This is a genomic window from Devosia litorisediminis (genome assembly GCF_018334155.1).
GTDB classification, from domain to species: Bacteria; Pseudomonadota; Alphaproteobacteria; order Rhizobiales; family Devosiaceae; genus Devosia; species Devosia litorisediminis.
Genome location: NZ_JAGXTP010000001.1, coordinates 1,588,858 through 1,614,712 on the forward strand (window position 1 = coordinate 1,588,858; position 25,855 = coordinate 1,614,712).

At 59.4% G+C, this 25,855-nt stretch carries 16 protein-coding genes and 1 tRNA gene; 4 read left to right on the plus strand and 13 right to left on the minus strand.

Annotated elements, in window-relative coordinates:
* Positions 1 to 154 precede the first annotated feature (154 nt).
* Both cysN and cysD read right to left on the minus strand, forming a co-directional pair.
* Positions 155 to 2,044, minus strand: coding sequence for a sulfate adenylyltransferase subunit CysN (gene cysN, locus KD146_RS07590; protein WP_212658094.1), 1,890 nt, complete (start codon positions 2,042 to 2,044; stop codon positions 155 to 157).
* Positions 2,044 to 2,952: a sulfate adenylyltransferase subunit CysD gene (gene cysD, locus KD146_RS07595; RefSeq protein ID WP_212658095.1), complete on the minus strand. Its 909-nt coding sequence runs from the start codon at positions 2,950 to 2,952 to the stop codon at positions 2,044 to 2,046. The genes cysN and cysD overlap by 1 nt, the downstream gene beginning before the upstream one ends.
* A 442-nt stretch (positions 2,953 to 3,394) precedes the next feature.
* Between cysD and KD146_RS07600 the strand changes: the two genes are divergently transcribed.
* The 3 genes from KD146_RS07600 (at position 3,395) to KD146_RS07610 (ending at position 5,998) form a co-directional block, all read left to right on the plus strand.
* Entirely contained in the window at positions 3,395 to 4,822 is a 1,428-nt protein-coding gene (locus KD146_RS07600) for a mannose-1-phosphate guanylyltransferase/mannose-6-phosphate isomerase (protein WP_212658096.1), read from the plus strand.
* A gap of 102 nt (positions 4,823 to 4,924) precedes the next feature.
* Positions 4,925 to 5,000 (plus strand) — tRNA-Thr (locus KD146_RS07605).
* A 776-nt stretch (positions 5,001 to 5,776) separates the two neighbouring features.
* The gene (locus KD146_RS07610) at positions 5,777 to 5,998 is read left to right on the plus strand and encodes a hypothetical protein (protein ID WP_212658097.1); all 222 of its coding nucleotides are present in this window, start codon (positions 5,777 to 5,779) and stop codon (positions 5,996 to 5,998) included.
* Between the two features lie 296 nt (positions 5,999 to 6,294).
* Here the strand turns inward: KD146_RS07610 and KD146_RS07615 are convergent, their stop codons facing one another.
* The 9 genes from KD146_RS07615 to KD146_RS07655 form a co-directional block, all read right to left on the minus strand.
* On the minus strand, positions 6,295 to 7,404 hold the full coding sequence (locus tag KD146_RS07615; RefSeq protein WP_212658098.1) for a CehA/McbA family metallohydrolase: 1,110 nt from the start codon (positions 7,402 to 7,404) through the stop codon (positions 6,295 to 6,297).
* Positions 7,401 to 10,511, minus strand: a complete 3,111-nt coding sequence (locus tag KD146_RS07620) for an alpha-mannosidase (protein ID WP_249327610.1) — start codon at positions 10,509 to 10,511, stop codon at positions 7,401 to 7,403. The genes KD146_RS07615 and KD146_RS07620 overlap by 4 nt, the downstream gene beginning before the upstream one ends.
* 4 nt (positions 10,512 to 10,515) lie before the next feature.
* Complete coding sequence (locus KD146_RS07625) at positions 10,516 to 12,981, minus strand: hypothetical protein (RefSeq protein ID WP_212658099.1); 2,466 nt, start codon at positions 12,979 to 12,981, stop codon at positions 10,516 to 10,518.
* Positions 12,982 to 13,002: 21 nt separating this feature from the next.
* A complete protein-coding gene (locus tag KD146_RS07630; RefSeq protein ID WP_212658100.1) occupies positions 13,003 to 14,235 on the minus strand; it encodes an HAD family hydrolase in 1,233 nt (410 codons plus the stop codon).
* Positions 14,232 to 15,281, minus strand: a complete 1,050-nt coding sequence (locus tag KD146_RS07635; RefSeq protein WP_212658101.1) for an ABC transporter ATP-binding protein — start codon at positions 15,279 to 15,281, stop codon at positions 14,232 to 14,234. Before KD146_RS07635 ends, KD146_RS07630 begins: the two co-directional genes overlap by 4 nt.
* Complete coding sequence (locus KD146_RS07640) at positions 15,274 to 16,308, minus strand: ABC transporter ATP-binding protein (protein WP_249327611.1); 1,035 nt, start codon at positions 16,306 to 16,308, stop codon at positions 15,274 to 15,276. The genes KD146_RS07635 and KD146_RS07640 overlap by 8 nt, the downstream gene beginning before the upstream one ends.
* A gap of 4 nt (positions 16,309 to 16,312) precedes the next feature.
* Positions 16,313 to 17,446, minus strand: coding sequence for an ABC transporter permease (locus KD146_RS07645; RefSeq protein WP_212658102.1), 1,134 nt, complete (start codon positions 17,444 to 17,446; stop codon positions 16,313 to 16,315).
* A 10-nt stretch (positions 17,447 to 17,456) separates the two neighbouring features.
* Positions 17,457 to 18,443 carry an ABC transporter permease gene (locus tag KD146_RS07650; protein ID WP_212658103.1) on the minus strand — a complete coding sequence of 329 codons (987 nt, stop codon included), beginning with the start codon at positions 18,441 to 18,443 and terminating at the stop codon, positions 17,457 to 17,459.
* 91 nt (positions 18,444 to 18,534) lie between these two features.
* A complete protein-coding gene (locus KD146_RS07655) occupies positions 18,535 to 20,436 on the minus strand; it encodes an ABC transporter substrate-binding protein (RefSeq protein WP_212658104.1) in 1,902 nt (633 codons plus the stop codon).
* Between the two features lie 498 nt (positions 20,437 to 20,934).
* Here KD146_RS07655 and KD146_RS07660 point away from each other — a divergent pair, with 498 nt between their 5' ends.
* Positions 20,935 to 21,927 (plus strand): ROK family protein, encoded by a 993-nt coding sequence (locus KD146_RS07660; RefSeq protein WP_212658105.1) that lies wholly within the window; start codon positions 20,935 to 20,937, stop codon positions 21,925 to 21,927.
* On the opposite strand, the gene KD146_RS07665 is transcribed toward KD146_RS07660, so the two are convergent.
* A complete protein-coding gene (locus tag KD146_RS07665; RefSeq protein ID WP_212658106.1) occupies positions 21,924 to 22,973 on the minus strand; it encodes a LacI family DNA-binding transcriptional regulator in 1,050 nt (349 codons plus the stop codon). The two genes, KD146_RS07660 and KD146_RS07665, sit on opposite strands and share 4 nt — an antisense overlap.
* Positions 22,974 to 23,068: 95 nt before the next feature.
* Positions 23,069 to 25,777 (minus strand): glycoside hydrolase family 2 protein, encoded by a 2,709-nt coding sequence (locus tag KD146_RS07670; protein ID WP_212658107.1) that lies wholly within the window; start codon positions 25,775 to 25,777, stop codon positions 23,069 to 23,071.
* Positions 25,778 to 25,855: the final 78 nt, after the last annotated feature.

The window sequence follows — 25,855 nt, forward strand, 5'->3', positions numbered from 1 at the left end:
TACAAGCGAAAACCACTTACTTCGCTTTTAGCCTTGATGCCATTTCTCAGGCTCAAACGCCCGCGTTGCCCGGTAAGAGGCTGCCTCAGACATGAAATCATGAGCAAAGACCAGCCGAAGGGTTTTCCAAACAGCCGTTCCCTTCCCTGTTATTCTATCCATTTCCGCTTAGCCAGTCGTGGAGCTGATCAGCTAGGATTGTGGGTTCGTGTTCGGCGCCGTGCAGGATCAGTTCGGGCTGGGTGGGTTCTTCGAACGGGCTGTCAATGCCGGTGAAATTGGCGATTTCGCCGGCGCGGGCGCGCTTGTACAGGCCCTTGGGATCGCGCGCTTCGCACACCTCGATGGGCGTGTCGACATAGACCTCGACAAAGTCGATATCGCCGGCAATCTCGCGCGCCAGCCGCCGTTCATTGCGGAACGGCGAGATGAACGAGACCAGCACGATCAGGCCGGCATCGGCCATCAGCCGGGCCACTTCGGCCACGCGGCGGATGTTTTCCACGCGCGCCGCTTCGGTAAAGCCCAGATCCCGGTTCAGCCCGTGCCGCACATTGTCGCCATCCAGAATATAGGCGTGGCGGCCTTCGGCGGTCAGCCGCTTTTCCAGCAGATTGGCGATCGAGGACTTGCCCGAGCCCGACAGTCCGGTAAACCAGACGATGCGGGCGGTCTGCCCCTTCATGGCAGCGCGCACATCGCGGTTCACATCGAACGACTGATAGGTCAGGTTCTGCGCCCGGCGCAGACCAAAATCGATGGTCCCGGCCCCCAGCGTCGCATTGGTCAGCCGGTCCACCAGAATGAACCCGCCGGTCAACCCATTGCTGGCATAGCTGTCAAAGGCGATGGGCTTGTCCGTGGCAATGGTCAGCGTGGCCACTTCATTGAGGTCGACCTTGGTCGCTGCGGTCTGCTCGAGCGTGTTCACATTGGTGCGGAATTTGAGATCGGTAATGGTGGCCGGCACCATCTGCGCGCCCACCTTGAGCAGATAGGAGCGCCCTACAAACGCCGATTCCTCGGCCATCCACACCACGCGGGCCTGGAACTGGTTGGAATATTCCGGCGTCTCGCCGGGACGCGACAGCACATCGCCGCGCGAGATATCGACCTCGCGATCAAGCACCAGCGTCACCGCCTGCCCCGCCTGGGCATGGTCCAGATCACCATCCATGGTAACGATGCGACTGACCACGGCCGGTTTGCGCGAGGAGGCAATCAGCACCTCATCGCCCACGGCAATGGCGCCTGACGCCACCGTTCCCGAAAAGCCGCGGAAATCCAGATTGGGCCGGTTGACCCATTGCACCGGAAAGCGGAACTGCTGGGCGCTGCGGTCTTCGCTGACATCAATGGCTTCAAGATAGGGCACCAGCGCTGCGCCATCATACCAGGGCGTGCGCGGGCTTTGGCTCAGCATGTTGTCGCCGCGCAGCGCCGAGACCGGAATGGCCTCCAGCGTCTTGAACCCCAGCGGCGCGGCAAAGGCGCGATATTCAGCAACAATACGCTCAAACACGCCCTGATCGTAATCGACCAGATCGATCTTGTTGACCACCAGCACCACATGCTTGACCCCGATCAGCGACAGGATGAAGCTGTGTCGGCGGGTCTGGGTCAGCACGCCCTTGCGCGCATCGATCAACACCAGCGCCAGATCGGCATTGGACGCCCCGGTCGCCATATTGCGGGTATATTGCTCATGGCCCGGCGTATCGGCGACGATGAACTTGCGCTTGTCGGTGGAAAAGAACCGATAGGCCACGTCAATGGTGATGCCCTGCTCGCGCTCGGCGGTCAGCCCGTCCACCAGCAGCGAGAAGTCGATCCCCTCATCGCCCACATGGCGGTTATGGCTTTCCTTTTTCAGGCTCGCCAACTGGTCATCCAGGATCAGCTGGCTGTCATAGAGCAGCCGCCCGATCAGCGTGGACTTGCCATCGTCAACGCTGCCGCAGGTCAGAAAGCGCAGCATCGACTTGTCGGTCTGCTGGCGCAGCCACAGGGCGATATCGGTATCGGGTGTCACTGAGATATCCATCAGAAATACCCTTCCTGCTTCTTCTTTTCCATCGAACCCACGCTGTCGCTGTCGATCAGCCGCCCTTCGCGCTCCGAGGTCCGGCTGGCCTGCATCTCCATGATGATCGAGGCCAGATCGGCCGCATCGGAGCGGATAGCCCCGGTCAGCGGATAGCAGCCCAGCGTGCGGAACCGCACCATTTCCATGCGCGCAGTCTCGCCCGGCTCCAGCGGCATGCGCGCATCATCGACCATGATCAGCGTGCCCGAGCGCTCCACCACAGGGCGGGGCTTGGCAAAATACAGCGAGGGCAGTTCGATCCCCTCGGCATAGATGTAGGTCCACACGTCCAGCTCGGTCCAGTTGCTGATCGGGAACACCCGCATGCTCTCGCCGGGGTTCAGCCGCGTGTTGAACACCCGCCACAGCTCGGGCCGCTGGTTCTTGGGGTCCCAGGCATGGCTGGCATTGCGGTGCGAGAAGATGCGCTCCTTGGCCCGGCTCTTCTCCTCGTCGCGCCGCGCCCCGCCAATCGCCGCATCATACTGCCCGGCGTTGAGCGCCTGACGCAGCGCCTGGGTCTTCATGATGTCTGTATAGCGCGAGGAGCCATGCTCGAACGGATTGATATTGGCCGCCAGACCCTCGGGATTGGTATGGCTGATCAGCTCGAAGCCATGCTTGTCCGCCATCGCATCGCGAAACGCGATCATCTCGGCGAACTTCCAGGTCGTGTTCACATGCAGCAGCGGAAACGGGATCTTGGAGGGATAAAACGCCTTGCGCGCCAGATGCAGCAAAACGCTGGAATCCTTGCCGATCGAATACATCATCACCGGCCGCTCAAAACTCGAGGCAACCTCCCGCAAAATCTCAATGCTCTCAGCCTCGAGAGACTGCAAATGGGTTTGTGCACCAGTTAGCAACGCTATCAACTCCAATCGACAGGCCGCCACGAGTAGCCTGAACACGGCCAGTTGGTAGGCTGCATGGATTTTTCGATCAAGGCGAAATGGCCTGAAAGCGACGCCGCTTTGGGCCGAAAGGCACAATAAACTCAACGACTTGCGTTACCCGCCATTGAACACTGCGCGCATTTCGTAAATGCGCAGGAAAGTGCGTGCGAACACCGCTGAGGAGAAAAAAAGTTTATGGAACCAGCTTCAACCTCGGTTGGCCTGCCTCCGCTCAATTCCGTTCTCATCGGCGAGCCATGCACCAGATGCAAATCTGCCTATTAAGACAGTTTCACAGCGCGTTGGGGCATTAATCAGTATTGTGTTTTTCGGCACGCCCGACTTCAATAAAATTACTTTGAATGGTAATTGACGTCGCATCTAATTGTTAATTGAGCCGGGGATTTAATTGATGTCGGATTTGATCGTTCCAGTCATTCTGGCGGGTGGACAGGGCACTCGGCTCTGGCCGATGTCTCGAGCTGCACGCCCAAAACAGTTCCTGTCTCTGGTCGGCGACGTCAGCTTGTTCCAGCAGACGCTGCAGCGCGTCAACGACCAGTCGGTCTACGCACCGCCGGTGGTAATTACCAATGCAGACTACCGATTCATTGTAGCGGAACAGGCCGCAGAACTCGAACTGGCACTGCACGCTACACTTCTCGAGCCGCTCGCACGCAATACCGCCGTCGCCATTGCCGCGGCAGCGGCCTTTGTGAGTGCCAGCTTTGGCCCAGAAGCAATCATGCTCGTTTTACCCTCCGACCATGATGTGTCCATTGATGAAGGCTACCGCCACGCCATTCAGCATGCGGCACACGCTGCCCGAAACGGCAGTTTGGTCACATTTGGCCTTCTGCCTACACATGCTGAGACTGGCTACGGCTATATCAAAGCAAATGCTTCCCCGGGTGACGGCGCGAAACCAATTGATGCTTTTGTCGAGAAGCCTGACCTAAAGCGTGCCCAGCAAATGCTAGCAGAAGGCGGATACTTCTGGAATTCAGGGATGTTCATGCTCGGGGCGGGCGCCTTTATGCGCGAGTGCGCAAGTCTGGCTCCTGAAACTTTCTCTGCAGCTGAGGCCTCTGTGACAACGGCCAAATCTGATCTGGATTTCGTACGTCTTGACGAGGCAAGCTTTTCACAAGCTCCCAACATATCGGTTGACTACGCCATCTTTGAGAAGACCAAGCTTGCGATGGTGACACCAGTCAACTTCGGCTGGTCTGACTTGGGAAGTTGGGATGCAGTTTGGAAAGCCAGTTCGAAAGATGCCAACAACAATGCAAGTCAGGGCAACGTTACGATGAATGACGTTTCCAACTCACTCGTTGTAACCGACCACGCACATGTGGCTGTTGATGGCCTGGACAATGTCGCTGTCATAGCAAGTAATGACGCTATCTATGTTGGAAAGTTGTCAGAGGCACAGAAGGTCGGAGCAATGGTCAAAGTGCTTCGCGCCGACAAAAAAACATCAGGTCTCACAGAAATCCATAAGACAGCATACCGCCCTTGGGGTGGGTATTCCTCAATATTGGCGGGCGATCGTTTCCAGGTTAAACGGCTCTTCGTCAAACCTGGTAAAAAACTGAGCCTGCAGAAGCATCATCATCGTGCAGAACATTGGATTGTGGTTCGAGGCACAGCCGATGTGACAATCGACGGAGTGGTGACAACACTAAGTGAAAACCAGTCGATCTACTTACCACTTGGCTGTACCCACCGCCTTGCTAACCCTGGAAAGATCGAGCTCGAGTTGATCGAAGTGCAGACGGGATCCTACCTGGGTGAAGACGACATCATTCGCATTGAGGACGAATTTGGTCGTGTTTGAGCGCATCGCTGCGGTATCGACGACAGCCAAGTATTCTTAGGGCAATAATGCTCGCCCTGCCCCATTGCAGAGCAAGCACTTCGATGCTAAACGACGGCCCGTGCCGATATAGCTCAGTTGGTAGAGCACCTGATTTGTAATCAGGGGGTCACGGGTTCGAACCCTGTTGTCGGCACCACAAGTCCCTACATTATGGTTTTCTTGTCTCCGTCATGCCGGCGGTGATATTTGCTCGACTATCACCGCGAATAAGTGGCAGTTTCACCGATAGTGCACTGATCCAGTGTCACGGCCTCAGATCATGCTTTGGCGATCTTTATTGTGAATGACTGTATTTCAACTGATAGCCTTGTTTTGGCGGCTGCGCGTGGACATCAAGTTCGTGCCTTTGCGCCAGTAGCCTAGGGAGAGGCTGACTGCAACGAACAGAACGTAGACGGCATCAATGGAGAGGAGAGCAAGCGGTGACCATCAAATTTGAGCCGTCAGAACTGCCCGGTTGGCCGGCGGCTATGAGCCAGCAAATGGCCGCCTCTTACTGCGGTCTCTCAGTAGGAACCTTCGCTTCTGTGTGCCCCGTCGCCCCGATCTCGATAACAGCGTCCAAGGCAGGCCAAAGGTATCTCAAGTTGCGCTTGGATGAATGGCTTCTATCGCTCGATATCAACGAGCCCAGTCCAAATGCGGGAATTGAGCGCATGCGCCGCGTTCGCCAAGTGAGAACGCAAGCCCGAAGAATACTGAGGACGCGGGGCGCCAAATACTAGGGTGCGGGTAGCTTGGCAGAGTGTCGGTCAGCTGCTCCCTCAAACCCAGCAATCCATGCAATTTGCTCGCACGAAATGCGGTCGGGCGGCATTACACCAAGATAAATCGGCGCAACGTGGTCCAGCAATGGTAAGCTTAATTTGCAAGTTTAGTTGATCGCCAGATGGTTGGGCATATGTTCGCGTCATGGACAATCAACTCACAAATTGGGCCAGCCTGCTCACTCTCACCGTCGCTGCCGCGGCAATTCTGTTTACGGCAGCTATCTTGGCGATCACCAAACGAAACAAGCAACAGTCCCAAACGATGATTGAGCCCGAGCACAGCCTTGTCCGTCCACAGCAGGCAGCTAATGCCAACCCAGAGGTTGTTGCACGCTTTATACAGGCCTTTAACGAAAACTCCTGACAAGCATTATGCATTGACGCTGCTGCCAAAGGATTTTTACCGTCGCCCGTGCGGATATCACTTTCACAAATTGTGAAAGCTAATGGTCACTCCCAAACGCCCAACGACAAATCTGAGCAAAGACGAACACGCTGAACCTGCTGCCAAAAACCGCACTCGTTGGCTGCTCATTACCATACAACGCCTATTCGCTTGCTCCTGGTCGGCGCCACAACGCCCCGACACCAGCCCGATGGGCATCCTTGTGCCCCCAATAGGCCTATGAAAGACGTAGTTTCAATGCGCCATGGGCATGCCTAAAAGCTTGGGTCATAGTTGAAATACAGCGGATTTGAGAGGGCGACCATATTCTGGCTCTGGGCCATGGAGTTTGGCACTTCGGGGTATGGGGCCTGTGGGCCTTCGATTTCCACCCGGTAGTAATTTCGTTCTCCGGTCGCCGGCGTATCGATAAACTGCACCGAACGCGTATCGGCGTCGGTGATGAAGCTACCGAAATCGTCGCGATTTTTGATCACCCGCACCTTGTAACAGGCACCCGAAATGCCGCCGCCAACCAGCCGCACTTCAAACGTCACTGGCCGCCCGGTGGGTTTGACGTTATCGCCCATCATCATGTCCATCACGCCGTCGCCATCATGATCGGCCCAGAGTTCGACACGCGGATTATAGGGGTTGGAGCTGACTGAAGCCCGCCCTGCAACCAAAGCCTCGAGCAGCGCCTGTTTGCTGCGTGACCTGGCAAAGACCCAGGTGGTTGGGGTCCCGACATAATTGCCGGTGGCTTCAATGCTCAGCGGGGTAATCTGTTCAGGGGTGTCGGGGACGCCATGATGGCTATCGCTACCGCCGCGCGCGCCCAGCATCCGCCCTGACTTCAGCATGTCGTCCCAGATCCGCACGCCGGGCACATTCTTGGGCCAGACGCTGGTGTTCCATATCTCCACAGAGTCGGCGAGATCGAAAGAGTAGCCGTAGTGGTTCTTGGTGCTGGGATGGTTCGCCGACATGTGGATTGCCAGCTCCTGCTTGAGCTTGAGGATGTTCCAGTCACGGTCATCGCGGTGATCGAAAACGCGTTGGTGATCATAGGGCTCAGCGGAAAGAATATTGATGTGCCCGCGGCAGGCGGTGAGCTCGGCACCGTAGAACAGCAGGACGGTGTCGGATCTGAATTCGGGATCTGCCCAGGTATGCTGCGCGACGGCGCCCTGCACATGAACGTCGTGATCCGTGATCGCCAAATAGTCAAATCCCATCTTCTCGGCAAAGCCGATGATCTTGGCTTGAGGATTGTTCGAGGAATCCTTGCTGTGGCGCGAGTGCATGTGCCAGTCGCCCTTGAGCCAGACACCATCGATGTGACTGGCCAGCGGCGGCAAGGTTTCTGGAATGGGCGGGATCATGGCGCATCCGCCATGGTCAGGCGCAGGGTCACGATCTGAAACGGCGCCAAGCGTAACCGGACGGTTTCACTTTCGATGGACACAGGCTCAGGCGCGCGCTCGAGCAGATTGACGATCTCGACCGATTGCGTCCCGATTGGCAGGTGAACAACTGCCTCGCCCTGCCGGCCATGGGTTTCCCATAGACGGGCGATGATGGCGTCGCCAGTCTCGCTTTTCTTTATGGCTTCAAGTGTAACGCCAGAACCATCGACCTGAACAAGTGGCTGCATGTTGCTGGTAGCCTCAGCGCTACCGGCGACAAGCCTGAGTGGCAGATTGTAGGCCTCGGCTCGGGCCGGTATGTCGCTAGCCAGCAGGCCGTGATGCACGAACAGCGCATAGCTAAAGCGGTGTTCCCCCTGATCGGCCTGGGCCCAGGGATAGGTGGGTGACTTCAACAGGGTCAGGCGCACCGTGCTGCCGCGAACGTCATAGCCATATTTGCAGTCATTGAAGAAAGCGACGCCTAAGTCAGGTTCGGACATATCCATCCAGCGATGCATCACGGTTTCAAAGCGCGCCTGATCCCAGGATGTATTGCGATGGGTGGGACGACGCACATGCCCAAACTGAATTTCGGCGGTGCTTTCGCGCGCCACCAGATCGAGTGGGAATGCGGCCTTTATCAGGGTGTCGTGTTCATGCCAGTCGATGAAACTTTCAATATCAAGACGTTCGCTGCCGCTTTCCAGCGACACGATCTGCACAATTCGGGAGGTTTCATAGTGCCATTCAAGACGTAGCGCTGCGCGGTAGGGACCGGTCTCGACGATTTCCGAAGAAACCAGATTGTCGATCTCCCAGATCTGATCCTCAAAGCTCTCATCGATGTCCCAGGCGTCATATTCGACCGGGGTATCGCGAAAGGCCTGCAGCCGGTTAGCGAGGCTGCCAGCGATGATGGTCTCACGCTGACTACGCTTGTCGAACAGCGACACGATGCGGCCCTTGTCGTCCAGACGGACCGAAATCAGAGCATTTTCCAGATGTCGTTCCGACACCCTCAAGTCAGTCAGCCCGGCGGCGGCCGTGCCCGGCACGAGCACGACCGGAGTAACACTGGTGGGCGCCAGACCTTGAACCGGCACGCCCTGGCTGATGCTGCCATCGGCATGGCAGATGCGCTGCGTAGCGCGCTGTTGACCGTCTAGGGTTACCAGCTGCGGCTGATCAGCGGCTATCTCAAGCAGCCCGTCGCGCGGCCGACCCAGCACGTTGAAAATGCCATGCTTGTCCTGTCGGGTCAGGCGCGCCGTCAGGTCGGTTCGCATTGCCTCTGCCTGGCTGAAGAAGCGGGCATAGTCGCGATCGCTATCCTCGAACACGGCGCCGATGGAGGTGCCGGGCAGAATATCGTGGAACTGGTTGAGCAGAACGATGCGCCACAAATCGTGCAGTTCCGCAGCCGGGTATGGCCGGTCCAGTTTCCGCTCCGCCAGCACAGCGAGCACTTCGAGTTCGCGCAGGGCCTGTTCGGCCAAACGGTTATAGCGCTTGTTCTTGGCAACCGAAGTCAGTGTGCCGCGATGGTATTCGAGATAAAGTTCGCCCACCCAGGTCGGAAAATCATCGCGATGCGCATTCATGCGGGCGAGCAGGCGCTCGAAATAGGGGCGCATGGGTTCGTGCCGGACGGCCGGGCAGCCCGGAATACCCTTCTCCATACGCCGGATGTTCTCCAGCATTTCGCGTGTGGGGCCGCCGCCCCCGTCCCCATGGCCGTAAACCAGGAACAGTTCGCTGTTGAGATCCTGCTGGCTGTGGCGCCGCCACGTGCCCATCACATGGGTGGGCTTGAGGTCCGGGCAGTAGGTAGTGCCAAAACCATTGGCCGTGTAGGGCTGCGTCGTCAGGAAATAAGCGGCAACGGTGCTGCCATCAATGCCTTCCCAGTGGAACGTCTCATTGGGCATGCGGTTGGTGTCATTCCAGCTCAGCTTATGGGTGACAAAAACATCGACATCGGAGAGTTTCATCATCTGCGGCAGCGCTGCTGAATAGCCGAATGTATCGGGAAGCCAGAAGATCCTGGGCGTCACGCCAAAGGTCTGCTCGTGATAGGCCACCCCGTGCAGGATATGCCGGGCAAAAGACTCGCCATTGGTGATGTTGGCGTCGGGCTCCAGCCACAGCGCGCCTTCGATCTCGAAGCGCCCGCCCTCTACCTGCGCCTGCAGCCGGTCGAACAGCTCGGGATAATCCTCTGACAGATAGTCGAGCAGGACGCCCTGATTGTACATGAACTGGTAGTCGGGATATTGCTCCATCAGCGCCAGTGCGGTCGCCATGGAGCGTGCCATTTTCTGCCGCGTTTCGCGAATGCGCCAGAGCCAGGCGACATCGATATGGGTGTGGCCGGTCACGGTGACAGTCGGCTTGTTCTCAAAATCATCGGCCTCATAGATGGCCTTGGCCAACTGTTCGGCCTGCCGCAAGGATGCTGCAAACCGCGCGGCATCGCCGGGGCGGAAATCAATCGCCTTGAGCGCGTCGTCAATCGTGTTGAGGATGAAGTGTCGCCGCGCGTCATCGGCGGTAAGCAGCCGCGCCACATTGAGTGGGACGCTGAGGTCGTAGAACACCTGTTCAACCAGCGGGTCGTGCAGCATTAATGACATGGCCATGCCATGCTGGCGCCGGTCTTCGATCGTGCCGGCTTCGAGCAGGATGTCGAAGCGCTCTCCAGGTTTACCCTCTGTCGTCAGCAGCAGTTCGCGGTGATTGCCATCGGCGCCCTGGGCGATCTTGCCGTTAACGCGGACCAGGCATTGGGGATCAGAACGACCGCGGGTGTTGCCGAACTGTGCATCCACCTTGAGGTAGACACGGCGATCCTTGGCCGCGTCCGGCAGTTCGACCGACGTCGCGAACCAGAAGTAGCTCTCCGGCTCACCCCAGACCAGAGAAGGCTCGACCTGCACCCAGGCGTTCGGATCCTGGGTAACAATCTCCGCCCGCTCTTCGGGCTGACCGCGCCGGAACCGTAGCGGCAGCGCCACATCCATGGGGGAGAAAATCTTCTGCTGCAGACGGCTCAGGAGGTGGTCGAGTTTCTCGATACGCATCAGACTATTCCTGAACACGAAGTTGGGTGACGGCAATTTCTGGCTCAGCGCCGGAATTGGGCAAAGTCTGAGCGACTTGATCGATCAACAGACCCTGTTGCCAGTAAAGCACCAGTTCTGAAGCCGAGGGGCGTCGCAGCACAAGGACATCGGCTCCTTCAAAGGTCAGCTGACATTGCTCAACATAGCGGGTGAAAGCCTGCAGCGACTGGCCTTGAGCAACAATAATGGCCCAGCCATGCTGCGCACCATGGCAGCGATATTCAATGCCCTGCCCCGGCCCCGCTTCGATCGCCTCAAGCGGCCCGGTTGCCTTGTAGGCGACAAGGCCCTCGCCGCCCTGCAGGATTAGCGTATTGCCCGACAGGGCGTGGGTCAGCCCGGAACGTGCGGCGTACACATGGGAGAACTGCAACCGTTCGCCTTGCCCTAGGCGATAGTGGACCAGAGCAACGTTTTCATGCTGCCCGACACGTGGCAGAGCGCCATTGCCTGCCCAGTAAGACGGGCGCTGCTGCCCCCACGGATCGTCTTCACCGGGGTGGTTTAGCCAGCTGCGGGCCATGGGGTGGCCGGCAAAGCGCAGATCGAGCACGTGCTGCTGGTGGCCATAGCCGCCTGCGTTGGCGCCGCTATTGGTCGAGAGCTGGATGTGTCTGGTCTTGTAGAGGTTAAGCAAGGCCGCTGGCCCATAGCCCTGGAAATAGCGCGCACTGACAACTTGCCCCTGCGCAGGCTCTACGTAGGTGGCAATGCTCGAGGGCGGCTGATATCGGCTGGCAGCGAACAACGGCAGCGAGGCCACGCCCTTGTTGAGCCAGCCCTGCCCGAACGCGACGGCCGCAAACGGCGCCAACTCCGTCAATGGCCCGGCGCGCAACTCCTTGTCGTAAGCGCGTCCCATTGACCCTGCCGGGACCCCGGCGAGGGTGTGCAGGGCTATCATGGTGAAGATGCGGTCACAAAGCGCCGATGCGCGCGCGGCGATTGACGCGGGACCTAACTCAGCAAGCGTCAGCAGACCGATGAAGTCGACCGGATAATAAGCGGCCGAATTCCACTCGGCCAAGCCATCGTCTTCGACTGCGTCGAACCATAAATTCAACCGTTCCGTGGCCAGGGCGGCTTGCTCTGCGCCCTTCCGCCCCGAAGTGACAAAGACCTCTTCAGGGAAACTCTGACCAGCAAGGAGCTGTGCAACATGAAAGCACAAGGCGTGGTTCTCGCTCCAGAACCACATCGCATCATTGCCGGGCTCGTCGACCCAATAGCGGAATTGAGTGAAGGTGAGGCAGATCCGCTCCGCAAGATCGCCGGGCAAGGCCGACCCATGTCGTATCCAGGCCCATAACAGCGGCACCGCGACGAAGTCGGAACAGTCGCGCCGCTCCTCCATGGCCAGCAGTGTCTCTTCGATAATGGGACGGATCCGCGGGTCGTCGACCCGGCCCGTCTCCAGCAGCGCAACCGCCGTGCCCATCCGCATTTCGCCAAAGCGAACCGCATGTTCCAGCGCCTGCTGCTTGCGGCTAGCCAGATCACCTGCAAGTTTTTTGGGCGTCACATCGTGCAGGACTGCGCAGCCAATGCTGCGGTCCACATTACTGTCACCTGCCGTAAAGGTCAGCGCCAGATCGTGATAGCCCTGAGGAAGGTCGCCTCCCTTGCACAATGTCAGTTCGGTGGCGCCTGCGGGCAAGTGAAAGCTCTGATCAAGGAATGTAGCGCGGGTATGCGAGGTGGACGCCAGTCGAGCGTGAATGTCTACGGCGATGGCCACCGGCGTATCAAAAACCAGTGTGACCTCGTCGGTGGCTTCGACCACGTCGCCGCGTGTCCTCACCTGGCTAGACAATGCCTTGAGTGCTTCTATATCAGCGCCCAGCTTGGCGCCGGGCAGGAAGATATCAAGCGTGACGTTGTCGAGCAGCACGAGTTCGAAGAACCAGTTGGTGTCGCGCTCGGCCATATCCTCCGTCAGGACAACGACTTCGCTACCAGCTGCCCTGATCGGCAGGTGAACAACGGTCTGCTGGTCAGTATTGCGGGTGAACGGTTCAAACCGTCCTGCCAGCTCGCCGTCAACCCAGATGTGCACCCCGCCGCGCGTGTGCAAGCGGAATGAGTAATAGCGATTTTGTGGCGCTGCGATGCGGGTACGGCACCAACGCGCGAGCCTGGTGGGGCGATGACGGAACTGGCTGAACTCTACCCGTCGGTTATTGCCTGGCAGGTACAGCGCCTCGACCGGCCAGTCGGTCCGCAAAACAACTGCGCGGCTCGCCGCGTCTTTCCAGGTCGCAACGCGGCAAGGAAGGTCCCCTACGTCGACGAAGCCGTTGACGTACTTGTAGTTTTGCGGGTCGTTTGCGGGCGCCGGCTCGCCGGGGAAATAGTGCGCCTCGACCGGAGAAAGTTCCCAAGCAGTGAGGCTGTCGCCTCGAGCGATGGACAGCAATGGCGTCGACATGGGTGGGCCTTGGTCTAGGTGTCAGTCCGACGATGGGGTCGGTTCGCGGAACCGCAGCAGCGGCTCCAGTTGATCGATCAGGCCCGGCAATTGTGCCGGGGAGGTAACCCTGTAATCGGGCACCTCATCGCGGTCAGCGGGTGTATGTGCCCGAAGGGTCGACCATGACATAAAAATCGAGGTGATCCCCAAGGCGTTGGCGCCCTTGATATCGCGCGACAGGTTGTTGCCGACCATCACGCAGCGCCAGGCGTCTGCCCGTGTCAGTCCCGCGGCCGTCAACGCAGCGTCGAACATGCGCGCATCGGGCTTGAGGACCCCGACATCCTCGGAAATTACCTGAGCGTCGAACAGGCCCCACAAATCGTGCTGGCTCAGCAGATTGACGAAGGTCTGTCTGGGGCCATCGGCTACAAGGACCAGCTTGTGCCCGGCTGCCTTGAGCGCCCGCACCATATCGCCGGCGCCGGGAATAAGGTCGCCACTGAGTACTACATCACTGCCGGGCGTCTTAACTTCGCTGCGCTCATCGACCAGCGTGTCGCCACAATCGAGAAAAATGGCGCCAAAATGATCATTTCTGGCGGCAAGTCCGGCCATGATCTGCTTGATCCGTTGGGGGATTAGATCGGCCAATTGTGACCATGACATCAGTTCAGGCCGGCTTTGCACCGGGACATAATCATGGCTGGGCACGAACGCATCATGGCGCATTTTCAGGCGAGCCAGCCGGTGATCGCGCTCACTGGCCTGATATAGGCCGCTCTTGGCGAAGGGGTTACCGAGGTGAACGCCCTCAAGGCCGGCAAGTGCCCCGCAGAGCGCCGACAGTTGCCGGCGATCCACCACGGGCATCTGCCGGGCCATGGCCCAATGGGCATGCTTGCCGGCCTCGACATACACCACCGGACGACCGTCCAGCATTTCGGCCTGCCCTGCCCCGGCATCCATGATCAATCGGCCGCCATGTGAGGATGCCTCGACCTTGGCAATTGCCCCATCGAGGCCGACATGCACCCAGACATGCTCCAGATCATAGAGATGGCCAATGTCCCAGTCGTAATAGATGGCGTATTCGATTGCCAAAGCACCGTCAGGTTCAACGCGGAATTTTGACGATGGCGAAGCTTCTGGTGCGCGAAACACCGTGTAGCCGAACGCCACCGGCTGATAGGGTTCAGCGCGATCCAGCATCAACTGCGGCGCATACCGGCCCGCCAGTTCGGCATCGGGCGCCGATAAACCAGAACTCATGCGGTCACCCCGATCAGCGATAATTCTTCGGCAAAGTGGCAGCGCACCTGCCGGTCACCGGCAACGCTGCGGAGCGCGGGGACTTCGGCGCTGCATTTGGGCTGCGCGTAAGGGCAGCGCGGGTGGAAGCTGCAACCGCTCGGCGGATTGGCCGCATTGGCAATCTCGCCCTTCAGAGGGACACGCTTGCGCGTCCTGTTGCCGCGAGGATCGGGCTGCGGCACAGCGGCCATCAGTGCTTCGGTATAGGGATGCAGCGGCTTGGCAAAGAGCTTGTCGGTCGGTGCAGTCTCCATCAAGCGTCCCAGATACATCACGCCGACCCGATCCGAGATGTGCTCAACCATGCCCAGATCATGGGTGATGAACAGATAGGTCAGCCCGAACTTCTCCTGCAGGTCCTGCAAGAGATTGATGTTCTGGGCAGCAACAGACACGTCCAGCGCCGATACCGCCTCGTCTGCAGCAATAAAGCTGGGGTTGAGCGCCAACGCACGGGCGATACCGATACGCTGGCGCTGCCCGCCGGAAAAGGCGTGGGGATAGCGGTTGATGTATTCGGGCCGCAGACCGACCACCTGCAGCAATTCGGAGACGCGGTCGCGAATTTCCGCTGGCGTGCCGACGCCGTGGATCTTGAGTGGTTCACCCACCAGCTCGAGCAGCGTCATGCGGGGATTGAGCGATGAGTATGGATCCTGGAAGATCATCTGCATTTCGCGCCGCATGGTGCGCATCTGACGATCGGTCAGGCTCGACAGGTCGGTCACGGACCCATCAGCACCGCGGAACAGGATCTGCCCATCCGTCAGCGAATAGGCGCGCAGCATCAACCGGGCGACGGTGGATTTACCCGAACCGGATTCCCCCACCAGACCGAAGGTCTCGCCCTTGCGGATATCGAGCGATACATCGTCGATCGCCTTGATCTGCCCAACCTGTTTTTTCAGCCAGCCGGCCGTGATCGGGAAGTATTTCTTGAGATTGCGGACCGAAATCAGCACGTCATCAGGCATTTCAGGTACATTGATTGGAGCGTCAGACATGGGTTGGCTCCTGGGCAAACTGGTCGGCGATATGGCAGCGCGACATCTGATTGCCAAAACGCTTTTCGGGCGGCGTCTGCGTATCGCACAGGCCGGTTATGGCGTGGCTACAGCGTGGATTGAACGAGCAGCCGCTCGGCACGCTGAAGGGATCGGGCACCATGCCCGGAATGGTGGGGAGCCGCCGTCCCTGGTTGACACCAAGGCGTGGAATGGAACGCAGCAGCGCCTGAGTATAGGGATGCTTGGGCGCGTAGAAAATGTCGTCCACTGTCGCCGTTTCGACAATACGGCCCAGATACATCACCGACACGCGGTCGGCGATATCAGCAACCACGCCGAAATTGTGGGTGATGAAAATGATCGCCATGCCCAGTTCGGACTGCAATTGCTTGAGCAGCTCGAGAATCTGGGCTTCGGTGGTCACGTCCAGCGCGGTCGTTGGTTCGTCGGCAATCAACAGGCTGGGATTGCACGAAATGGCCAACGCAATCATGGCGCGCTGACGCATGCCACCCGACAATTGATGCGGAAAGGCATCGACCAGTTCGGTCGGGCGCGGCATCTGCACCTTTGCCAGGAGATCGATAGCTCGCTCGCGGGCGGCCGCTCGGCTTAGCCCCATATGCAGTTGCACCGTGCGCATGATCTGCGCGCCGATGGTGTGCACAGGCGACAGCGCCGTCATGGGCTCCTGAAAGATCATGCCAACATGTTTGCCACGCACCTGCCGGATGGCGCGGCTATTGCGCTTGAACGATGACAGTTCAAGATCTTCGCCCGTGTTCAGGCGCATCTGCACCCGACCACCGGCGTCAACAGCCCGCTTGGGCAAGAGGCGCATGATGGCACGGGCGGTGATGGACTTGCCGGACCCGCTTTCGCCAACGATGCCGAGCACTTCGCCCTTGTTGACGTGGTAGGAGACGCCGTCGACGGCCTTCACCAGCCCTTCGCGCATGGGAAAATGAACCTGCACGTTCTCAACGTCGAGCAGTCGTTCTGCGGGCATGTTTTGCTTGGTCATAGGATCACTGCCCATAGGGGTCGGCCGCATCGCGCAGGCCATCGCCGAGGAAATTGAAGGCAAGCACGGTCAGCACAACCGCCCCACCGGGCGAGAGAAGCCAAGGCGCCAGCGAGATGGAGCGCAGGTTTTGCGCGTCCTGCAGCAGCACGCCCCAACTAACAACGGGCGGGCGAAGACCCAGGCCGAGGAAGCTCAGCGCGGTTTCACCAAGGATCATCTCCGGGACCGCCAGTGTCAGGGCCGCGATGATGTAGGAGGTCATCGAGGGCAGCATGTGCCGAGTGATGATGCGGGTTTCGGTGGCGCCAGCCAGGCGCGCGGCCATCACAAAATCTTCGTTTCGAATGGCCAGGAACTGTCCACGGACCACGCGAGCCAGATGGGTCCAGCCGATCAGCGCCAGAATGAGCGTGATGAGCACATAGACGATGATGGGGTCCCAGGCGATAGGCAAGGCCGCAGCCAGCCCCATCCAGAGTGGGATGGTGGGGACCGAGCGGATCAGCTCCATCAGGCGCTGGATTGAGGTGTCGATCCACCCGCCGAAATATCCGGAGATCGAGCCCAGTGTCAGCCCGAGCACAAAGGCAAAGATGACGCCGATCAGACCAGCCGACAAGGTGACCCGACCGCCGTGCATCAGGCGCGAAAAGACATCGCGTCCCAGATCGTCGGTGCCGAGCAGATTGATCTGCTCGCGGCGGTCGTCCACTCCGAACAAGTGCACATTGGATTTGAACAGGCCGAAAAAATTGTAGTCATCGCCCTGATAGAAAAGCTGAATCGGTAGAACCTTGTCGGTATCGACCGCGTATTTCACCCGCGCCGTTTCAAGATCGCGTTCGCGCGACCAGCCATAGACGAACGGGCCGACGAACTGTCCATCGTCGAACAGGTGAATGGCCGTTGGCGGCGCTAGCGTGCGCAAGCGTTGCACCTCAAATGGTGCATAGGGTGCCACCATATCGGCGAACACTGCGCATAGCGCCAGGATCGCCAGGAACCACATCGAGATCACGGCCAGGGCGTGCTTGGAAAAGCGCCGCCAGATCAGCTGGGCCGGCGTGGCCGTGTAGAGATCTTCTTTGCGGTCCTTGGGGGCATCCGCGGCAGTGTTGATTGTCTGCTCTGTCATGGCTGAACCCTCACGCGTTACGGATACGTGGATCGAACCACGCCAGAAGGATGTCGGAGATCAGCGTGCCCACGACGGTGAAGACGCTGAGAATGAGGATGAAGCTGCCTGCGAGATACATGTCCTGCATCTTGAGGGCCTGCAGCAGCAAGGGGCCGGTAGTAGGCAGGTTGAGCACTACGGCGGTGATCACGTCGCCCGAAAACAGCGCGGGCAATGCCCAGCCCACTGTCGAAATGAATGGGTTAAGCGCCACACGGACCGGATAGGTCCAGACGACACGAGCTTCGCTCAGGCCCTGCGCATAGGCAGTCTCGACATAGGGTTTACCGAGCTCGTCGAGCATATTGGCGCGCATAACGCGGATCAAACCTGCTGCGCCGCCCGTAGCCAGCACCACCAGCGGAATCCATAAATGGGTGAGCAGATTGCCCAACTTGCCCAGGCTCCAAGGGGCGTTCTGGTACTCGGGCGAGAACAGGCCACCCACGTCGAGGTTCAGATAGGCGAAGCTTAACCACATCAAGATAAGGGCGAGCAGGAAGTCCGGGATACCCTTGCCCAGAAAGCCGAACACCGTGAACAGGTGGTCGAGCAGCGAATATTGCCGCGTCGCTGAATACACACCGACAGGGATTGCGATGGCCCAGGTCAGCACCAGGCTGGCCGAAGAGATGGCCAGGGTCAGCATCAGACGATCCCAGATCAGGGTCGATACCGGCGCATTCCATTCGAGCGAATAGCCAAAATCACCGCGCAGCACGATATCGCTGATCCAGCGCCAATACTGCACGATCAGTGGGTCATTGAGACCGAACTGCTCGCGCATGGCAGCTTCCTGAAGCGGCGAGATATACTCACCGGCATGGCGCAATTGCGCGGCATAGGCGGTGACATAATCCCCCGGCGGCAACTGGATGATCACGAAGGATATGAACGAGATGAAGATCAGCGTCGGAATCGCCAAGAGGGCGCGGTGTCCGATGAAGGCGAGCATGGTGTGTTTCTCCAGGAGCAGGCGCGCGCATGGGTATGCGGTGCCAGCAGCGATCCGGGACGGGCGGACCCGCCCCGGACACTATGTGTAGCTATTCCTGTTCAAGCCAGAACTGCTGGGTACGGGCCAGACCCACACCGCGGAAGATGTCGTCCTGCACCAGGTTTGGCTGCACGTTGTGCATCTTGTTGGAGACGATGTTGACCACCGTGCCCTCACCATAGACACCGATTACCCAACCCTGCGTGGCAAATATCTCGGCCATCTGCTTGACGTAGCCATCAGCCACTTCAACCGACGCAGACTGCGATGCCTGATCCCACAGATCGTAGATTTCCTGCATCTCTGCAGTGGGCTCCATGCCTTCGACGCCGTTGGTATTGTAGTATTTGAAGCTCTGGTTGGCGTAGCCGTCCGAACCCATAATGCGACGCGGATCGGCAGGAACGTAGGTCAGTCGATCAAACGGAATCCAATGCATCTGGAAATCGTTATTGGCGCGGTTGTTGTCCCACTGGGTGCGATCAATGACGCGTGGCAGGAATTCGATGCCGATATCGGCGAAGTTTTCTGCCAGCAATTCGAGCGTCTTGGCATGCACCGCGTCATTGGCTTCGACAACCAGACTGAAACGCTGACCATCAGGACGCAGACGGAAATCGGCGCTGTCGCGTTCGCTCAGACCAGCCTCATCAAGCAGTTCGTTGGCCAGGTCTGGGTCGTATTCAACCCAGTGCTGGGACAACTCGTCGCTGTGATAGGGCGAGCCGGTCACGGGCGCGGTCTGCAAAGGCTTGGCCAGTGCGGACTGGGTCAGTTCGTTGATCAGCTCGCGATCAACCGCAACAGACATGGCATGCCGCACAGCTTCGGTCTCGAACAGACCGCGCAGCACTTCGTCCTTGCTGTTCATATTGGGAACAAGCGACCAGACATTGGAGTCCAGCCCAGGGACGATGTGATAACCGCCGCGCTCTTCGTTTTCCTTGTAGAAGGTGTAGTTGTCCAGGCTCATATAGCGGGCCTGCATATCGATCTGGCCCTGCGCCACCATCAGGTTGAGCGTTTCCGGATCCTGAAACAGGCGATGCTCGATGCGGTCGATATAGGGAAGCTGGTTCCCCTCCTGGTCAACCGCATAATAGTAGGGGTTTCGAACCATGACGACGGTTTCAGCCGGCGCCGGGGTCTCAATCTTCCAGGCGGTGATCACGGGCAGATCTGGATTGTTCCACCAGCCCGTCAACGCACCCTTGGAACCCCAAAGATCGGTCCAGGCTGCGACGTTGTACTTGTCAGCGGCTGCAGCGAGCTCTTCCTCGCTGGCATACTTGTCGTTGAACTGGCTCAGATAGTGCTTGGGAAACAGGAAGCTGGGACGATCCAGGCTTGGTTCGCCAGTCGAATCCTTGGCCAGAATCTGCAGGAAATACACATATGGCTGGGCGAACTTGATGGTGAAAGTACGCTCATCGGCGATATCGAGCTCAAGCGGCACGCCACCTGGCGCGAAGGTTGGATCGATCGTGGGAACCAGCTTGGGGTTCATAAAAACGTCATTGTACCAAAAGGCTACGTCATCGGTGGTCACTGGCGCGCCGTCCGACCACTTCAAGCCTTCGAGCAGAGTGAAGGTGAATTCAGTCGAATCCTCATTGACCGAATAGCTCTCGATATAGCCGGGCGTCAGAACAGCGGTGCCATTCTCATCGGCGGTCCATTTCAACACCCGCTCTTCCATGAGCTTGGTGGGCCCCCAACGGTCGCCAGGACCGCTATAGGCGCGACGCCAAACGCCGCCGTATTCGCCCACTTCAAGTGCGTTCACGACAGTCGGATCTGTTGGCAGGCGTTCATCGACGGCTGGCAGATTGCCCGCCTCAACCATCTCGGTGAGCATCGGGGCTTCCTGAAAAGCCCAGGCTGCGGTTGTCAGCGCGGTGGTCGATAGCGCCGTGATCGCGAATGACGCGATCCATTTCTTTGCGTTCATTGACTTCTTCCCTCTCATTAGCGGCCCCAATGCACCAACCGGTTACTTGGCGACCAGTGATCCTCAGCAGAAGTGACAGGATGCAACGCACGAAAATGTTTTCATCGAATCCTCCCATCCTCCTGTAGCAGCACTCCCGATCGCAATTTTCTCGCGTATTCTGGGCCGTCTTGCTGTTACATGAGCTATCTTTGCGACAGTTTGACCGCGATGCAATATGAAACAATTTGCACGAGATGAAATGGAAGGCGGGGGAACCTCGGCAATCCACCAAACGCGGTCGAAGATAGGTAGTGAATTCAACAGCCTAGAGGAAAGCGTGTGACGATGGTTCTGACCGATGCCCGCATTCAGACAAATTCCCAAACCGGTTACTTACGTGTTCTGGTCGAGGCGCTGATGGATTCACCTGGCCTCCAGCGCCCGGAACTATCGCGAAAAATCGGTCTCCCGCGGATCGCTATTTCGGACCTACTAGCGAATCTGGAAATTCGCGGCATGGTTCAGGTTGCCGGATCGAGCAATGGTATGCCGGGGCGTTCGCAACAATTCTACACCTTGCGCAACACTGCGGCGCTGGCGCTGGGCTTTGATGTCGGCGGCACCAAACTGGCCGGTGCGCTTTGCGACATGCGCGGAAATATTCTTGCTGAACGCGCGGTGCCAACAACGCGAAACGGTGCCGCGGCATTGGTTGACCAGATAGCCACCATGGCCAACGCCATGTGCGCAGACGCCGGTTTGCCCCGTGCACACGTGCGGCACACGGCAATTGGCCTTCCCGCAGCTGTTGACCCTGTACAAGGCAGTCTGAGCATGGCCGGCAATTTGCCGGGGCTCGAGGGAGTGGCGCTGCTGGAGCCGCTGTCCTTGGCTTTGGGTTGCGCGGTGCATCTGGACAATGACGTGAACTTGGCGCTGGTTGCCGAACTCGCCCATGGCTGCGCTCAGGGAGAGGACAATGTGGCGTTTGTTGCGCTGGGTACCGGCATTGGTGGCGCCCTGCTTATCAACGGCCACTTGCTGCGGGGGGCATTTGGCGGCGCTGGGGAGATTGGCTACATGCCGCTTTGGCAACTTGAAATGGCGGGGTTGCCAGCGCTAGAAAACCGCGTCGGTGAAGCGGGCATTCGACGCCTCTATCGTGCAGCCGGTGGCGCCTCCGAGCACAGCGTGCGCGATATCTTCGATGCGGCTGCCGCAGAGGACGTTGCTGCGTGCGCCGCTCTGGACAGCTCGGCCGAAACGGTGGCGCGCGGGCTGGTCTGCCTACTATCGCTCGTTGATGCCCAGGTCGTTGTGCTGGGCGGCAGCATTGGCGCGCGGCAGGAATTTATCGACAGGGTGCAGACCCGTTTGGCCCAGAGCTGGATACGCCCCGTGCAGATCCGCCGCAGCGACGCGGGCGGACGCGCTGGACTGCTGGGGGCTCTCGAACTGGCACGGCAGAGCATGCTGGAGAACCTGTTTGGTCCGCTACCCAAGAGCTAGTCGAGTCGCCGAACGCTACCGCGAATTGTCAGTCGGCAGCCCAGTTCAAGTCGGTGCGCTGGCGGTGCGCCAGCGGCATTGACGATACGTTGTTCGAGCAAATGCAGGGCGGCAATGCCCATGTGGTCGAGCGGTACGCTGACCGTGGAGAGGGCGGGCGAGGTCAGTTCGCCAAGCGCCACGCCGTCAAAGCCCACCACCGAGACATCATGGGGCATGGAGACCCCTGCCCGGCGCAGCGCCGCCATGGCGCCCAGCGCCAGATTGTCCGCAGCACAGAAAATCGCGGTTACGCCACCCATGCCCTCGTGCTTGGCAATCCAGCGATCAATGGCCGCAGCGCCCATGTCAGGGAGATAGCCCTCTGCCTGCTGCACATAGGCAGTTTCGAGCGACAATCCGTTGGTACGGAAGGCATCGAGAAAGCCGTCACGCCGACGCCGGATCGTGCTGCGGCCTTCCCATGTGAGGTGCAGGATGTTGCGATGGCCCTGCTCGATCAGCCAGTTGGTGGCGTATCGTGCCCCGAAGCGATTGCCTGGTGTGACACTGTCGATCTGCATTTCATGGTCTTCGCCATTCATCAGCACGGCGGGGATGCCAGAACGGGCAATGTCGTGCAGCAGATCGGCGCGGTCCTCGTTGAGCAGCAGGATACCGTCCACAGCGGCCGCCCGAGCCTGTTCGACCAGTCGCGCGCCGCTGACCGATGGCTTGTCCACCTCCATGGGGATCACACGGATCGACCGACGCTCGCATTCGCGCATCAGTGTGCTGAGCAAAGTCCAGGAATAGTAGTTGTGCTCGTTATGGGGCAGCGTATCGCTGGGCACCGCCAGCATGATGGTGCGCAGAACCGCGATGGTCGCCTTGTCGCGGCGTTTGGCGAGATAACCCAGTGCGCCAGCTGCCTCAATGACGCGGTTGCGAACTTCCTCTGATATCGGCGCGGTGCCATTGAGCACATGGGACACCGTCGAAACAGCAACATCGGCGCTGTCGGCGATGTCCTTGATGCCGACTTTTCTGCCCGGTTCTCGCTTCACACCGTCCCCAATCGTCCCTACTGCGCCATGCAGCTGTTTTCCGTCACTCTGCGGTCTGGCGCAAGTCGTGGCAGCACACCGGGCTTCTCAAAGTGTCACTGACTGATCTTCTGCCACCATTGGCCAACCGTGTCTGCGTCGAGCCGGGTGGCGGGGTGGCCCGGTCCGCTAAGATAATGCGCAAGCGCATTGCGAAAGGCGCGGGCAACCGGTCGGGTGTCCAGATCATCGACCAGATCGGGCGCACACAGGATCAGGCGCCCCGCTCCGATGCGCGCCTCGGCCAGTAGCAACAGATCGCGATTGGTGTTCCAGTCGTCGATCACCCGGACGATTGGCGCAAAATCGATCCCGGCCACGTCGAAGGCGCGACGGTGAAACGTCATCTCCCACCAATGCCAGTCGGTGTGAGACTGTGTGGGGAAGTCACGGAAGACCGGATGGGTGTTTTCGATCAGCAGACCCAGGGTGTGCGGTTCCTGTCCCTCGGTCCACAGCGTATTCCAGAAGGCCGCCGTATGGCCCATGACCGCGTTGGGCTTGAGGGTGTCTGGTGATGGTGCCAGCACCATGGTCTCGCCGGCGCTGATGCGCGCCAGCGCAGCCGCGTCGAGGCTTGTCACGATTGGTAGGTCGGGCACGGCTGCGGCGGGAGGCATGACCCAGAGCGACCAGCGATTGCGGTATTGGGTACCTGTCAGACTGACGACCAGTTCGTAACGGGCGGAAGTGGGCAAATCTGCGGTGGCGATGATAACTTCGCCCAGTGTATGCAGGGCGCCAGCGGTGATATCTGCGGCGGTGATCAACCCCATGCGCAAGGTTTGCCCGTCCTCGGCCCTGACGGACCAGTTCAGTTCTGCGCTGGGCAGATCATGGGGGCCGAACTGCGCCAGTTGCAGCCTAGCGACAAAATCTTCGCCCTGGGTCACGACAAAGCGGGTGGCGCGGAGGAGCGGGACGATGGGGGCGCAGAACTCCCGGAATCGGGCCGGCGTGACATAGGGCTTTTCATCCCAGAAGGCGTCAACGACGCCAACCAGTGCGGTGCCCTGCCCCGGAAAATCCTGCAGCCCGAGCAGTTGAACGCCAGCGAATCCGTCGGTGCGCAGCGCCGCTTCCACTTCTTCCTTGTAGAGCTGGGTCTGCAGCGCGCCGCTGGCCATCAGGTAATCTTTTGTCAATGGCAACAAGCCCTTGGCGGCCAAGTCTTCGCGCACGCGCTCAAAATTGCGTGCTTCGAGGACGCCGGTGTATTTGTCGATTTCGGTCAGATCAGGGAAGACGCACCACTGGCCAATCTCGTGGCTGACCAAAGGTTGCGGGATGCTGTCGCGCCATTCGGACCAGTCGGTCATGGTCTCGAGCGGACGGGCGTTGAGGCGGCCGTCGAGATTTTCGCCCCAGCGCTGATTGCGCGGCTCGGGCTTAGTCAGATAGTCGGCGCGTTCGACCGTGGGCCAACCGGAGCCACCGGTGTAAACCCTTCTATTGTCTCGTGATTTCCAACCAGCGATGAAGCGTTCGAGGAAGGCGTGTGTGCCGGCGCCATTCACTTCATTGCCGACGCAGAACATGACAAAGCTGGGGTGATTACCGTAGTCGCGCATGATGCGTTCGGCTTCGGCGTGGATGTAGCGGTCCAGCGCGGGATCGGCACCAAGCACCGGCCAGACCGGGGTCTCGACATGGAGCAGCATGCCCATCTCGTCGGCGACACCAAAGGCTGCTTCGGGTGGGCACCAGGAATGATAGCGGATGTGGTTGAGGCCGTAAGCCTTTGCGGTTTCAAAAATTTTTCGCCAGCCGGCTGTGTCGGTGGGCGGGTATCCGGTAAGGGGGAAGATGGCGCAATCAAGCGTGCCGCGCAGGAAAACCGGACGGCCATTGAGCGTCAGGCTGCGGCCTGCGCGGGCGAATTCGCGAATGCCGAAGCGGGTTTGGCGGCGGTCGAGTTCGATGCCATCGCGTTTCCAGATGACGGTGGCGGTGTGCAGGACCGGGTTGAATTCATCCCAGAGGGCAGCGGTTTCGGGCAGCGAAAACGCCACCGATCTGGTGGTGAAACCGCTCGAAACTGTCAGCAGACTGTTGGCAATGAGCCTCACAGTTTGCCCGCTCAGGGCGATTTCGACCAAGAGTTCGTCGCGATGCTCACCGGAGAAGAAAGTGGGCCAGCGATTGTCGGCGTCAAAGGCATCGAGTTCGATGTCGATGCTGATGTCACGACTAAGCGCATGAACGTCCAGACGGGCGATCGAGGCACGGGCCGCTTCGATGCGCAGATAGCCAACGACCCCATTCCAGTTTGTCTGGGTGTGCTCGGTGGTTGAATGGGCCACGGCGCCCATCAGGGCACTATCGCGAATGATCGCCTCGCCCACGGCTTCAAAGCGCTCATTGTCGATCATCATGACCAGGCTGTGCTCGCCGGGGGCGAGTTTGCCGATCAGCATGCGAACAGCGGTCGACAGGCTCTCATCGCGCCCCAGCTTGTAGCCATCGAGCCAGACATTGACCTCGCCGTGCGGACGCTCGAGCGCCAGATGATAGAAATGATCGTCGCAACCTTCAGGCACGGTAAAGCTGCGGGCGTACCAGGCCTTGCCGACATAAGGATGACGGCGGCTGAGATGGGCCATGGTGCCACCGGTGGTCAGCGGGGTCTTTTGCGCCTCGTCGACACTGCCGGGCAAAGCGATGGTGTCGTCCAGCGCCTTGGCAAACCAGCATTCGCGTTCACCCCGATTGTCGGGATCCAGAGCAAATGACCATTGGCCTTGAAGGGGAATGGAAAACAGCATGGTAGTCCCTGACTGGTCGTGACGGTGTTTCGGACGCCGGCACTGACTCAACACGTCCACGCCCATCCAGTTTAATAA